The sequence below is a fragment of the Lentzea sp. NPDC020367 genome, from assembly GCF_044387305.1.
Classification (GTDB): Bacteria; Actinomycetota; Actinomycetes; order Mycobacteriales; family Pseudonocardiaceae; genus Lentzea.
On record NZ_JBIRVV010000009.1, the window covers coordinates 80,659 to 93,789 of the forward strand.

The window sequence follows — 13,131 nt, forward strand, 5'->3', positions numbered from 1 at the left end:
GACGTTTTCTCGGAGCCATGGGCGTAGGAGCTGGACTGCTGATGACCGGAGGAACCGCTGAGGCGGCCGCCACCACCCGGAGAGTGTTCTTCGGTGCGTACACGACGTGGAGCGGTGGCGCCAAGGGCATCGGCATCGGCACCTACGACACCGTGACCGGACAGCTGAAGACGACCGGCGTGATCTCGGGCGTGGTCAACCCGTCCTTCGTGATCGAGTCGCGGGACGGCAGGTTCCTCTACGCCGTCAACGAGAACACCAAGGGCGAGGTCACCGCGATCAACGCGGCCACGCTCAAGGTGATCAACAAGCAGGCGACCGGCGGCGCCGACCCGTGCCACCTGACGCTCGACCCGTCCGGGAAGTTCCTGATCACGGCCGACTACTCGTCGGGGTCCTTGAGCGTCTTCCCGGTCAACGCGGACGGCAGCCTCGGCGCGCGCACGCAGAAGGTGCAGCACAAGGGGTCAGGGCCGAACAAGGAACGCCAGGAGGGCCCGCACGCGCACCACATCGTGTTCGACACCGCCGGCAAGTACGCGGCGGCCGTCGACCTCGGCGCGGACTCGGTCTTCGTCTACTCGTTCACCGGCGGGAAGCTGACCCAGGTCTCGCAGGCGAAGGTCAAGCCGGGAGCCGGACCGCGCCACATCGCGTTCCACCCGGACGGCAAGACGGCCTACGTGGCGAACGAGCTGGACTCGACGATCGTGACCTGCGCCTACGCGAACGGGACGCTCACGCCGGGCCAGGTGCTCAAGACCGTGCCGTCGGGCAGCCCGACGAACTACCCGGCCGAGGTGCTGGTCTCGGCGGACGGCAAGCACGTCTACCTGTCCAACCGCGGGCACGACAGCATCGCGCACTTCGCGGTCGGCGGCAGCGGGCTGACCATGGTCGGCACCACGGCGGTCGGCGGCAAGTACCCGCGGCACATCACGTTCGACCCGACCGGCTCGCTGCTCTTCGCGGCCAACCAGAACTCGAACAACGTCACGTCGTTCACGGTGGACAAGGCCACGGGCAAGATCACGCCGTCCGGCACCGCGCTGCAGACCCCGATCCCGGTCTGCGTGCTGCCCACCCGACTGGGTTAATGCCCTTCTAGTCGATCGTCCACAGTGGTACTCCGGCTCTCATGGGTCTTATGGCTGGAGTCCTCGCTGTCGCACTGCTGGCGCCCGCGCCGTTCGCACCGGAGTACGTCGCACTCGGCGACTCCTACGCGTCCGGCGCGGGCGCCGGTTCCTATGTGGACGGCTCGTGCCGTCGCAGCTCGAACGCCTACCCGGCGTTGCAGGGCAAGGAGTTCCCGTCGTTCAAGTTCGTGGCGTGCAGCGGTGCGACCACGAAGTCGCTCAAGTCGCAGCTGCGGGCACCGACCCCGGCGACGACGCTGATCACGATCACCATCGGCGGCAACGACCTGGGGTTCGCGGACGTGCTGACCACCTGCACGCTCAGCGGGGACAACGCGTGTGCGAAGCGGGTGGAGAAGGCCAGGGAGTTCACCCGCGACGAACTGCCCGCGCGGCTCGACGCCACCTACTCGGCGGTCAAGGCCGCCGCGCCGAACGCCGAACTGGTCGTGCTCGGTTATCCGCGGCTGTTCACGCCGACCGACGACTGCCGCACGTTGTCCGCGAGGAAGCGCGCCTCCCTCAACGACGCCGCCGACGAGCTGTCCGGGGTGGTCGCCGAGGCTGCCGGACGAGCCGGAGCGCAGTACGTGGACGTGAGGGAAGCGTTTGCGGACCACGGCGTCTGTGCCGATGAGCCGTGGATCAACGCGCTGGTCAGTCCGACCGCCGACTCCTACCACCCGAACAGGGCCGGTCAGGTCGCCTACTTCAAGGCGTTGACTTCCCGCGGTAGGTAAGTTCAGACTTACCGTTCGTGGAGACTTACCAAACGGCGTTCGCGGCGCTCGGCGACCCGACCCGCCGCGAGATCTTCACGCTGCTCGTGGCCGGGCCGCGGGCGGTGGGGGAGATCGCAGCCGAGCTGCCCGTGTCGAGGCCGGCCGTGTCGCAGCACCTCAAGGTGCTCAAGCAGGCACGGCTGGTCCGCGTCGAGGCCCTGGGCACCCGGCGGAGGTACTCCGTCGACCACGTGGGGGTGGCCGCGATGCGCGACTACCTCGACGACGTCTGGGGTCAGGCACTCGCGAACTTCGCTGCGGTGGTGGAGGAGACATGACAGAGGTCCGGAGATCCGTGCTGGTCAACGCCTCGGCGGAGCACGCCTTCAAGGTGTTCACGGAGAAGTTCGTGACGTGGTGGCCGTCGGCGCACCACATCGGCGAGGCGGACCTGAAGGACGTCGTCGTCGAACCGCGCGAGGGCGGGCGCTGGTACGAGATCGGCACCGACGGCGCCGAGTGCGAGTGGGGTGCCGTGCTCGAGTGGGAGCCGCCGTCGCGGTTGCTGCTGGCCTGGCACCTCGACGGTGACTGGGATTACGACCCGGACCCGGCGCGGGCTTCCACGGTCGAGATCACCTTCACGCCCGAGGGCACCGGCACCCGCGTTGAGCTGGTGCACAGCGCGTTCGAACGGCACTTCACCAAGCCGGACCGGGTGCGCGAAGGCGTCTCCGGCGACGGTGGCTGGGGCGGTATTTTGGTCGGCTTCGGGCAGGCGTTCGTGTGATCATGCGCGGGTGAGTCTTCTGAGGGAGGTCACGGCCACCCGCTATGTGACGCCGTTCCGCGAGGGCGGATCGATGCCGGGGCTGGTCGAGGCCGACGACCTGGGTATGTACGTGGTGAAGTTCCGCGGCGCGGGGCAGGGCGTGAAGGTCCTGGTCGCCGAGATCGTCGTCGGCGAGCTCGCACGACGGCTGGGCTTCCGGATACCCGAGATCGTCCTGGTGCACCTCGACCCGGAGCTGGCACGCGCGGAACCCGACCAGGAGGTCCAGGAGCTGCTGCGGGCCAGTGGTGGCCTCAACCTCGGCCTCGACTACCTGCCCGGCTCGTTCGACTTCAACCCGATCGTGCGCGACCCCGGCGTCGAGCTCGCGACGAGGCTGCTGTGGTTCGACGCGCTGGTGCTCAACGTTGATCGCAGCTGGCGCAACCCGAACATGCTGCTGTGGCACCGCGAACCGTGGCTGATCGACCACGGCGCCGCGCTGTACTTCCACTACTCGTGGAGCGAGGAGCGCCCGGCCACCAAGGAGTACCGGTACGACTCGTCGGACCACGCGATGCTGCCGAACGCCGGTGCTCTGTCCGAAGTGGACGCGGAGCTGACCGCGAAGGTCACGCCGGAGCTGCTCGACGAGGTGCTCGCGCTCGTTCCCGACGAGTGGCTGGAAGGCGATCCGGCCGAACTTCGCCAGCGCTACAAGGACTTCTTCACCTACCGCCTGGCAAACCGCGGCTGGGTCGACTCGCTGGAGGCCGCGCGTGCCGCACGTGTTTGAGTACGCGCTGCTGCGGGCGGTGCCGCGGCAGGAGCGGGGCGAGTTCATGAACGTCGGCGTCATCGTCTACTGCGCGCCGCTGGACTTCCTCTGCGCCAAGACCTATGTGGACGGTGAGCGGCTGCGGGTGCTGGACCCGCACCTCGACGTCGAGATGCTGGAGACGTCGCTCCAGCACCTCACGAACTCCTGCGACGGCACCCCCGAGGCGGGGCCGGTGAGCAGGACGACGGTCGGGCAGCGCTTCCGCTGGCTCACCGCTCCCCGCAGCACGATCGTGCAGACGTCACCGGCCCACACGGGCTGGACCGACGACCCGTCGGCGGAGGTCACCCGGCTTTTCGAGGCGCTGGTGCTCCCACCCCGGTAGGTTTCGTCGCAACCTAAAGGGACGAACGGCGTCTCTAGTTGCAAAGCGAAACTGATGCGATCGGGGTTGGCGACAAATGAGCGCTGGGTATCACCACGGCTACCAGCAGCCGCGGCGTCCCATGCCGCCGCAGCGGCCGATGAAGAAGAAGAGGCGTCCTGGACGCGTCATTCTGGTGCTGCTGCTCGTCCTGGTGCTGGGCACGATCGGGTTCGGGTTCTACGTCGACTCGACGCTGACCCGGATCAACGCGCTGCCGGACTACGAGGGCCGTCCCGCCGAGACGCCGGGCACCACCTGGCTGCTCGTCGGATCGGACGCCCGGGAAGGCCTGACGCAGGAGCAGAAGGACGCGCTCGCCACCGGTGACGCCGCCGGACGGCGGACCGACACCATCATGATGCTGCACCTGCCGGACAACAGCGCCGCCAAGCCGGTGTTGCTGTCGATTCCGCGTGACTCCTACGTCGCGATCCCGGAGAACGGCCGCAACAAGGTCAACGCGGCGTACGCGTTCGGCGGGCCGCAGATGCTCGTGCAGACCGTCGAGGGTGCGACCGGCGTGCGGATCGACCACTACATGGAGATCGGCTTCGGCGGGTTCTCCGACATGGTCGACGCGGTCGGTGGCGTGGACATCTGCCTCGACGAGCCGATCAAGGACCCGCTGGCCGGCATCGACCTGCCCGCGGGCTGCCAGGAGCTCGACGGGCCGCAGGCGCTCGGGTTCGTGCGGACCCGTGCCTTCGCGACCGCCGACCTGCAGCGCGTGCAGAACCAGCGCAAGTTCCTGTCGGCGCTCTTCGAGAAGGTGAAGAGCCCGGCGACGCTCGCGAACCCGTTCCGCGTCATCCCCCTGATGAACGCGGCGTCCGGAGCGGTGTCGGTCAACGACGACGACCACGTGTGGCACCTGGCCAGCGTCGCGCTCAACATGAGCGAGGCGACGAGCGGGACGGTGCCGGTCGGATCCACGCCGACGGTGCCCGGTGCGGGCTCGGTCGTGCAGTGGAACAAGGAGAAGGCGTCCGAGCTGTTCGACCTGATCAGCAAGGACCAGCCGGTGCCCGCCGAGCTGATCGCCCCTCCGAAGTAGTCACTACGACTTGACGGGCTCGGGCGTGGGCTCCGAGCTGGTCAAACCGGCCTCCTGTGCGATCTCGTCGAGCTCGCGCAGGAGGTCGTCGTAAATAGGCGTTGTGGACATGGTGTAGCCCCCTCTTGCGGATCTTCCCCCGTTCAGGTGACGGGAGCTTACGCCCCTGTACCCGATCTTCTTGCCAGATATGCGTCCAGCACGCTAAATGTTGGCTAAAGCCACCTTGTGACCAGGCGTTATGTGGGCTCGCCACATGTTGATCACGCCGCGTGACGCCTACCGTTTCCAGACATGTCGAGTGTCACGGGTCACAGCGCGCTGGTCACCGGCGCCGCGAGCGGCATCGGCCTGGCCTGCGCTCGCGCACTGGCCGCCGCCGGCGCCGAAGTCCATCTGGTGGATCGAGATCCGAAGGTCCTCGCCCTCGCCGAGGAGCTCGGCGGTGCCGGTCACGTGCTCGACCTGATGGACCCGGTCGACGCCCTGCCCACCGAGATCGACATCCTCGTCAACAACGCCGGCGTGCAGCACGTCGCGCCCATCCACGAGTTCCCCGCCGAGCGCTTCTCGGCGATGCTGGAACTGATGGTGGGGGCCGCTTTCCGGCTCACCAAGCACGTGCTGCCGCACATGTACGCGCGCGGTTGGGGCCGGTTGGTCCACATCACCAGCGTGCACGGCATTCGCGCCTCCGCCTTCAAATCCGCCTACACCGCGGCGAAACACGGCCTCGAGGGGTTCTCCAAGGTCGCCGCGCTGGAAGGCGCGCCGCACGGCGTCACGTCCAACTGCGTGGCCCCCGGATACGTGCGGACCCCGTTGGTGGAGAAGCAGATCGCCGATCAGGCGAAAGCGCACGGGATTCCCGAAGCGGAAGTGCCCGAGAAGATTTTCCTCCAGCGCAGCGCAGTCAAACGGATGATGGAGCCTTCCGAGGTGGCCTCGGCAGTGCTGTGGTTGTGCGACAACAGTTTTGTCACCGGTACGTCGTTGGCCGTCGATGGCGGCTGGTCAGCTCAATGAGGAGTTGTCGATGATCAAAAAAGTGGTAGGCGCCTCGCTCATCGGAACAACTGTCGAGTGGTACGACTTCTTCCTCTACGGCTCGGCAGCCGCCCTGGTGTTCAACAAGCTCTTCTTCCCGACCGCGGATCCGTTGAACGGCACGCTGCTCGCGTTCACGACGTACGCGATCGGCTTCCTCGCACGTCCGTTGGGCGGCCTGGTGTTCGGCCACTTCGGCGACCGGGTGGGGCGCAAGAAGCTGCTGGTGCTGTCGTTGCTGCTGATGGGTGGCGCGACGATGCTGATGGGTGTGCTGCCGACCTACGCGTCGGTGGGCATTCTGGCGCCGATCCTGCTCACGCTGCTGCGGCTGGTGCAGGGCTTCGCGCTCGGCGGCGAGTGGGGCGGGGCCGTGCTGATCGTCTCCGAGCACGGTGACGCGAAACGGCGCGGCTTCTGGGCGTCGTGGCCGCAGGCCGGTGTGCCGTGCGGAAACCTGCTGGCGACGGCTGTGCTGGCGATCCTCGCGGCGGTGCAGTCGGACGCGGACTTCCTCTCGTGGGGCTGGCGCATCCCGTTCCTGCTCTCCGGCGTGCTCGTGGTGATCGGGCTGTGGATCCGGCTGACGGTGTCCGAGTCGCCGATCTTCCTGGCGGCGCAGGAGAAGCGCGCGAAGGAACCCGTGCAGGAGAAGGCGCCCGTGCTCGTGCTGCTCAAGCACAACTGGCGCGAGGTGCTGATCGCGATGGGCGCGCGGTTCGCCGAGAACGTGTCGTACTACGTGATCACCGCGTTCATCCTGGTGTACCTGACGACCGGGCTCGGGCTGTCGAAGTCGGTGGGGCTCAACGCCGTGCTGATCGCCTCGGCGGTGCACCTGGTCGCGATCCCGGTCTGGGGCCATCTGTCCGACCGGTTCGGGCGGCGGTCGATCTACCTCGTCGGCGCGGTCGGCATCGGCGTGTGGATCTTCGTGTTCTTCCCGATGCTCGACACCAAGGACCCGGTGCTGATCACAGTGGCGGCGACGGTCGGACTCGTGCTGCACGGCGCGATGTACGGGCCGCAGGCGGCGTTCTTCTCGGAGCTGTTCGGTACGCGGGTGCGGTACTCCGGCGCGTCGATCGGCTACCAGCTGGCGTCGATCGCGGCGGGCGCGCTGGCACCGCTGATCGCGACGGCGCTGCTGAAGGCCTACGGCACCTCGTTCCCCATCTCGATCTACGTGGTGATCACGTGCGTGATCACGGTGGTCGCGATCCTGTTGTCCCGCGAGACCCGTGGTGCGGATCTGGAGGATCGTGACAGGGTTGGGGTGTGACACGACGGCGTGAGGCCGAACTGGCGGCGTTGTTCGAGACCGCGTCCGAGCTCGCGGGCATGCGCGACACGGACGCGGTTCTCCGCTCGATCGTGCGCAGAGCCAGGACGCTGCTCGGGACGGACGTCTCCTACCTGTCGATGAACGACCCGGCCGGCACCTACATGAGGGTGACGGACGGGTCGTTCTCCCCGTTGTTCCAGAAGGTCCGGCTCGGCCTCGGCGAGGGCCTGGGCGGGCTGGTCGCGCAGACCGCGCGGCCGTACGCGACCTCCGACTACTTCGCGGACGCCCGGTTCAACCACACGAACCCGATCGACTCGGCGGTGCACGACGAGGGCCTCACGGCGATCCTGGGCGTGCCGCTGAAGCTCGACTCGAAGGTCATCGGCGTGCTGTACGCGGCCGACCGGACCTCGCGGGAGTTCCCGGCCGAGGAGGTCGCGCTGCTGCAGTCGCTGGCCGACCACGCCGCGATCGCGATCGACACGGCGTCGTTGTTCGCGACGATCCAGTCGCACAACGAGGCCATGAAACGGGCAGAGGAAGCGCACGACCGGCTCACGGACCTGGTGCTGCGCGGCGGTTCCTCGGCCGAGGTCGCCGCGGCGGTGGGGGAGTTGCTCGGCGGGCAGGTCGAGGTGCTGGACACCGTGCCGACGCCGGCGGTGCGGGCCAACGGACGGGCCGTGCTGCTCGACGACGTCTGGGTGTGCGCGGTGCTGGCCGGATCGGAACTGCTGGGCGGCATCGCGCTGACCGGGTGCCCGGACCTGCCGAACGTCGACCGGCGGTTGTTCGAGCGGTCGGCCGTGGTGACGGCGTTGTTGTTGCTGCTGCGCCGAACCGTGGCCGAGGCGGAGAACAAGGTCCGCGGCGAGCTGATCACCGACATCTTGGACGGGCGGGACGCGGCCGGGCTGCTGGCGCGAGCACGCCGGGTGGGGGTCGAGCTGTCCGATCCGCACGTCGTGCTGGTCGCGGATGGAAACCTTTCCGGGGCCACGCATTACGCATCGGTCCACAGAGGACTCGCCGGGTCGCGCGACCGGGACGTCGTGCTGGCGTTGCCGTCGAGGTCGACGGACGTCGCGCGGGAGGTGGCGAAGGCGCTGGACGCGACCGTGGGCGCCTGCGGGCCGGTCGCGGGGCCGGTGGCCATCGCGGCGGCCTACGAGGAAGCGCGGCGGTGCCTGAAGGCGTTGCGGCAGCTGGGACGCGAGAAGGACGCCGCGACGATGGACGACCTCGGGTTCGTCGGCGTGCTGCTGGGCGACCGCGCGGACGTCTCCGGCTACGTGCGGTCGGTGATCGGCCCGGTGCTGGACTACGACTCCGAACGCGGCACGGAACTGGTGCACACGCTGGAGGTCTACTTCCGCTGCGGCGCGAACCTGAGTCGCGCCAAGGCGGAGCTGCACCTCCACGTCAACACGGTCACCCAACGGCTCGACCGGGTCACGTCGCTGCTCGGCGACTGGCAGTCGCCGGACCGCGTGCTGGAGGTGCAGCTCGCCTTGCGGCTACTTCGCCTGCAGGGATGAGATGGCGTCCCCGGCCGCGGCGTCGGAGTGGCCGAACGGCTTGGCGATCAGCATGTAGACCAGGCCGACACCGACCACGAGCGCGCCGCTGAGGATCACGACGTAGTTGTCGTACCAGGGGCCGTCCGGGGTGCGCGGCCAGACCATGTTCACCATCGCCGCGACGCCGTACGCGAGCGCCAGCACGTTGACGATCAGGCCCCACCGGCCGAGCGTGAACTCGCCGGACGGCGTCCAGCCCTTGAGCCTCGCCCGCAGCGCCGCGAACACCACCATCTGGAAGCCCAGGTAGATGCCGAGCGTCGCGAAAGACACGATCTTGTCCAGCGCGTTGGTGGACAGCATCGACGCGATCACGATGACCGCCGGGATGATGCCGGCCAGCGCGAGGGCGTAGGGCGGGATGTGGCGCTTCTTGTTGAACTTCGCCAGCGCCTTGTGCCCGAAGATCATCTTGTCGCGGGCGTAGGAGTAGGTCAGGCGGGACGCGGCCGCCTGCAGCGACATCGTGCAGGACAGGAACGAGATCAGCACGACGCCGATCACGATCTTGTAGCCGACCGGGCCGAACGCGTTGGTGAGGATGTTCGTGACCGGGTCGGCGTCCTCGCCGCTGATGACCTTGCCGAAGTCCGGCACCGCCAGCAGCAGCGACAGGCACGCGAACGTGGCCGCCGCGCCGCCGATGTAGATGGTGCGGCGCATGGCCTTCGGGATGACGCGGCCGGGGTCCTTGACCTCCTCCGCGGTGTCACCGCAGGCCTCGAAGCCGTAGTACTGGTAGAGGCCGATGATGCCCGCCGCGAAGAACGCCGGCAGGTAGCTGCCCGAACCGCCCGCGCCGAAGCTGTCGAACAGCACGCCCAGGCCGTGGACGCGGTTGTCGACCAGCAGCCAGATGCCGACCACGAGCGCGCCGACGATCTCCGCCGCGAACCCGAAGATCGCGGCCCACGACAGCACCTTGGTGCCGGCGTAGTTGATGAGCGTGGAGACCACGATGATCGCGATCGCGCACAGCACGGTGTTGCCGACGTTGGCGGTGTAGCCGAGAAGTGTGGCCAGATAAGGGCCCGCGCCGTAACTGACGGACGCGATCGTGACCAGTAGCGCGATCATGTAGACCCAGCCGGTCATCCACGCCCAGCGCTTGCCCCACAGACGGCGTGCCCAGGGGTACACGCCGCCCGCGACCGGGTACTGCGCCACGAGTTCACCGAAGATGAGCGCGACCAGGAACTGGCCGACGCCCGCGACGACGAAGCTCCAGATCATCGGTGGGCCGCCCAGGGCGAGGGCGACGCCGAACAACGTGTACGTGCTGACCACGGGGGAGAGGTAGGTGAAGCCCAGCGAGAAGTTCGCCCAGGGACTCATGTCCCGTTTGAACTCCGAGGTGTAGCCGAGGTCCTTGAGCCTGTCTTCCGCTGTCGCTGTCACCTTCACGCCTCCTTGATCAGGTCCGCGGCGCGTTCTCCAATCATGAGCACCGCGACCATGGGGTTCACGGTGGGCATGGTCGGGAACACGGACGCGTCGACGACCCGGAGGCCTTCGAGTCCGATGACCTTCAGGTCACCGTCCACAACGGACCCGATGGCACAGGTGCCCGCCGGGTGGTAGACGGTGTGGGCCGCGCGGCGGCCGTACTCCGAGAGCGCCTCGTCGCTCGTGACGTCCGGGCCGGGGGCGATCTCCCGCTTGAGCCACGACTTGAGCGGCTCCTGCTCGGCGATCTGCCGCGCGATCCGGAAGCCGTCGACGAGGGTCTGCTCGTCGTAGCCGTCGGGGTTCATGAAGTAGCCGAAGTCGAGCTCCGGCTTCTCCGCGGGATCACTGGACTTCAGCCACAGCCTGCCCTTGCTGTGCGGCCGCGGGATGTTCGGCGTCATGCAGACCCCGTGCTCCACCGCCGGGTAGCCGAGGCGTTCGGTGTTGGTGGTGAACGGGATCTGGTAGAAGTGGAACATCAGGTCCGGCCGCGGATCGGACTCGTCGCGCCGGATGAACAGACCGGCGTCGGAGTCCATCACCGAGTTCTCCGGCAACGGTTTCGTGGTCTCCCAGACGATGACCGACTCCGGGTGGTCGAGCAGGTTCTCGCCGACACCGGGCAGGTCGTGCTTGGGCTCGATGCCGATGCTGCTCAGGTGCTCGGCGTCGCCGATGCCCGAGAGCATCATCAGCCTGGGCGTGTCGATGGCGCCCGCGCAGAGCAGAACCTCTTTGTTGGCCTCGATGTAGCCCTTGTCGGTGTGCACACCGATCGCGCGGTCGCCGTCGAACTCGATCCGGCCGGCCCAGGTGTTGAGCAGCAGGGTGAGGTTCTTGCGCTCCAGGATCGGGTGCACGTAGGCGGTCGACGCCGACGACCGCTGGTTGTTCTTCTCCGGGTGGTACGCGATGGAGAAGAAGCCGACGCCGTCCTCGAACGGCGCGGCGTTGAAGTTGTCGATCTCCGGGACGTCGACGGCCTTCCGCGCGGCGGCCACGAAGTCCTTGGCGATCGGGTTCCTGTCCTTCTCCACCACCGGGATGATGTTGAGCTGGACCTTGTCGTAGTACGGGCCGACCGCGTCCCACGTCCAGCCGTGGCCCCAGCCGTCGAGGTCCTGCGGCAACGGCTTGAAGCAGATCAGCGTGTTGTGGCTGGAACACCCGCCGAGCACCTTCGCGCGGCTGTGCCGGATGTGCGAGTTGCCGCGCGGTTGCTCGACCGTCGGGTAGTCGTAGTCGTACTCGGTCTCCAGCAGGTTGATCCAGTTGCGCAGGTTCAGGATCTTCTCGTCGCCGACGTCGGAGGGACCGCCCTCGATGACCGCGACCGTGATCGAGGGGTCTTCGGTCAGGCGCGCGGCGAGCACGCAGCCCGCCGTTCCGCCGCCGACGATCACGTAGTCATGTGCGGTCACTTCGAGTCCTTTCGCGCGAACCAGTTCTGGGCTTCAGGCTTGAGGTTCTGGTACACGTGCTTGGGCTCGGTGTACTCGTGCAGGCCCGCGGTGCCGAGCTCGCGGCCGACGCCACTTCGCTTGAAGCCGCCCCACTCGGCCTGCGGCAGGTACGGGCCGAACTCGTTGATCCAGACCGTGCCGTGCCGGAGCTTCTTCGCGACGCGCTGCGCCTTGTCGAGGTCCTGGCTCCAGACACCACCGGCGAGGCCGTACTCGGTGTCGTTGCCGAGCCGGATCGCGTCCTCCTCGGTCTCGAAGCGCTCCGCGGTGATGATCGGGCCGAACGTCTCGTCCTGGACCAGCTTCATGTCCCTGGTGCAGTCCGCGTAGACCGTGGGACGGAAGAAGAAACCGTTCTGCAGCTCGGGTTCGTCCGGCCGCTTGCCGCCCGCCTTGAGGGTGGCGCCCTCCTGCCTGGCGACCTCGACGTAGCTCTCGACCTTGGCGCGGTGCTCGGCTGAAACGAGCGGTCCGGACTCGGTGTCCTCGTCGAAACCGTTGCCCAGCTTGATGAGATCCGCCCGGCGCGCGACCTCGTGCACGAAGTCGTCGTAGACGCTGCTGTGCACGATGAGCCTCGTGCCGGACGAGCAGACCTGGCCCGCGTGGAAGAACGCCGCCGTGAGCGCGTAGTCGACGGCGACGTCGATGTCGGCGTCCGCGAAGACGATGTTCGGGTTCTTGCCGCCGAGCTCGAGGGCGACCTTCTTCACGGTCTTCGCGGCCGACGCCATGATCCGCTGGCCGGTCGCGAGGCTGCCGGTGAACGAGACCAGGTCGACGTCGGGGTGCTCGGACAGCGGCGCGCCGACCTCGGGACCGGTGCCGAGCACGAGGTTCGCGACCCCGTCCGGCAGTCCGGCCTCGGCCAGCAGCTCGAACAACTTGATCGTCGTGAGTGGAGTGATCTCGCTGGGCTTGGCCACCAGGGTGTTGCCGGCCAGCAGGGCGGGCGCGATCTTCCAGGAGACCTGCAGCAGCGGGTAGTTCCAGGGCGCGATCAGGCCGCACACACCGACGGGTTCGTAGTCGACGCGGCTGATGACGTCCGCCGGGGCACCCTGGACGATCTTCGGGTGCAGCAGTCCGGCGAGGCCGCCGTAGTAGCGGAACACGGCGGCGACGTCGTCCACGTCGATGCGGCTCTCGACCAGCGTCTTGCCGGTGTCGAGCGTCTCGGTGCGGGCGATGTCCTCCTTGTCGCGTTCCAGGAGGTCCGCGACGCGGTTCAGCACGGCGGCGCGGTGTTCGGGGCTGGAGTGCTGCCAGTCGCCGTCGTCGAAGGCGTGGCGTGCCTTGGCGATCGCTGCGATCGCCTGGTCGCGGGTCTGCTCCTCGACCTCGGTGATGACGCTCTGGTCGAAGGGGTTGATGATCTGCCGCACCGGCGACACGAGCTGCCTCCCTGT

13 protein-coding genes are annotated in these 13,131 nt (G+C 68.0%); 10 read left to right on the forward strand and 3 right to left on the reverse strand.

What is annotated here, in order from left to right; genetic code table 11:
- Positions 1–41 precede the first annotated feature (41 nt).
- The 10 genes from ACH413_RS32740 (at position 42) to ACH413_RS32785 (ending at position 8,768) form a co-directional block, all read left to right on the forward strand.
- Positions 42–1,097, forward strand: coding sequence for a lactonase family protein (locus ACH413_RS32740; protein ID WP_360046726.1), 1,056 nt, complete (start codon positions 42–44; stop codon positions 1,095–1,097).
- A gap of 50 nt (positions 1,098–1,147) precedes the next feature.
- Positions 1,148–1,879 carry an SGNH/GDSL hydrolase family protein gene (locus ACH413_RS32745; protein WP_360046727.1) on the forward strand — a complete coding sequence of 244 codons (732 nt, stop codon included), beginning with the start codon at positions 1,148–1,150 and terminating at the stop codon, positions 1,877–1,879.
- A 17-nt stretch (positions 1,880–1,896) separates the two neighbouring features.
- Positions 1,897–2,199, forward strand: a complete 303-nt coding sequence (locus tag ACH413_RS32750; RefSeq protein WP_360046728.1) for a metalloregulator ArsR/SmtB family transcription factor — start codon at positions 1,897–1,899, stop codon at positions 2,197–2,199.
- A complete protein-coding gene (locus tag ACH413_RS32755; RefSeq protein WP_360046729.1) occupies positions 2,196–2,651 on the forward strand; it encodes an SRPBCC family protein in 456 nt (151 codons plus the stop codon). Before ACH413_RS32750 ends, ACH413_RS32755 begins: the two co-directional genes overlap by 4 nt.
- 10 nt (positions 2,652–2,661) lie before the next feature.
- Positions 2,662–3,429 (forward strand): HipA family kinase, encoded by a 768-nt coding sequence (locus ACH413_RS32760; RefSeq protein ID WP_360046730.1) that lies wholly within the window; start codon positions 2,662–2,664, stop codon positions 3,427–3,429.
- Positions 3,413–3,799 carry a DUF3037 domain-containing protein gene (locus ACH413_RS32765; protein WP_360046731.1) on the forward strand — a complete coding sequence of 129 codons (387 nt, stop codon included), beginning with the start codon at positions 3,413–3,415 and terminating at the stop codon, positions 3,797–3,799. The genes ACH413_RS32760 and ACH413_RS32765 overlap by 17 nt, the downstream gene beginning before the upstream one ends.
- Before the next feature lie 76 nt (positions 3,800–3,875).
- Positions 3,876–4,895, forward strand: a complete 1,020-nt coding sequence (locus ACH413_RS32770; RefSeq protein ID WP_360046732.1) for an LCP family protein — start codon at positions 3,876–3,878, stop codon at positions 4,893–4,895.
- 294 nt (positions 4,896–5,189) lie between these two features.
- A complete protein-coding gene (locus ACH413_RS32775) occupies positions 5,190–5,921 on the forward strand; it encodes an SDR family NAD(P)-dependent oxidoreductase (protein ID WP_360046733.1) in 732 nt (243 codons plus the stop codon).
- Positions 5,922–5,931: 10 nt separating this feature from the next.
- A complete protein-coding gene (locus ACH413_RS32780) occupies positions 5,932–7,224 on the forward strand; it encodes an MFS transporter (protein WP_360046734.1) in 1,293 nt (430 codons plus the stop codon).
- On the forward strand, positions 7,221–8,768 hold the full coding sequence (locus ACH413_RS32785; RefSeq protein ID WP_360046735.1) for a GAF domain-containing protein: 1,548 nt from the start codon (positions 7,221–7,223) through the stop codon (positions 8,766–8,768). The genes ACH413_RS32780 and ACH413_RS32785 overlap by 4 nt, the downstream gene beginning before the upstream one ends.
- Here the strand turns inward: ACH413_RS32785 and ACH413_RS32790 are convergent.
- The 3 genes from ACH413_RS32790 to ACH413_RS32800 are packed head-to-tail and all read right to left on the reverse strand — an operon-like array spanning position 8,748 to position 13,116.
- Entirely contained in the window at positions 8,748–10,208 is a 1,461-nt protein-coding gene (locus ACH413_RS32790) for an APC family permease (protein WP_360046736.1), read from the reverse strand. The genes ACH413_RS32785 and ACH413_RS32790 overlap by 21 nt on opposite strands.
- 2 nt (positions 10,209–10,210) lie before the next feature.
- Positions 10,211–11,680: a GMC oxidoreductase gene (locus tag ACH413_RS32795; RefSeq protein ID WP_360046737.1), complete on the reverse strand. Its 1,470-nt coding sequence runs from the start codon at positions 11,678–11,680 to the stop codon at positions 10,211–10,213.
- Positions 11,677–13,116, reverse strand: a complete 1,440-nt coding sequence (locus ACH413_RS32800; protein WP_360046738.1) for an aldehyde dehydrogenase family protein — start codon at positions 13,114–13,116, stop codon at positions 11,677–11,679. Before ACH413_RS32800 ends, ACH413_RS32795 begins: the two co-directional genes overlap by 4 nt.
- Between the last annotated feature and the right edge of the window lie 15 nt (positions 13,117–13,131).

Bases quoted from the DNA above. Each gene is read 5' to 3' on its own strand.
- ACH413_RS32755 (WP_360046729.1), top strand. From the start codon at position 2,196: ATGACAGAGGTCCGGAGATCCGTGCTGGTCAACGCCTCGGCGGAGCAC.
- ACH413_RS32775 (WP_360046733.1), top strand. From the start codon at position 5,190: ATGTCGAGTGTCACGGGTCACAGCGCGCTGGTCACCGGCGCCGCGAGC.
- ACH413_RS32745 (WP_360046727.1), top strand. From the start codon at position 1,148: ATGGCTGGAGTCCTCGCTGTCGCACTGCTGGCGCCCGCGCCGTTCGCA.
- ACH413_RS32780 (WP_360046734.1), top strand. From the start codon at position 5,932: ATGATCAAAAAAGTGGTAGGCGCCTCGCTCATCGGAACAACTGTCGAG.
- ACH413_RS32740 (WP_360046726.1), top strand. From the start codon at position 42: ATGACCGGAGGAACCGCTGAGGCGGCCGCCACCACCCGGAGAGTGTTC.
- ACH413_RS32770 (WP_360046732.1), top strand. From the start codon at position 3,876: ATGAGCGCTGGGTATCACCACGGCTACCAGCAGCCGCGGCGTCCCATG.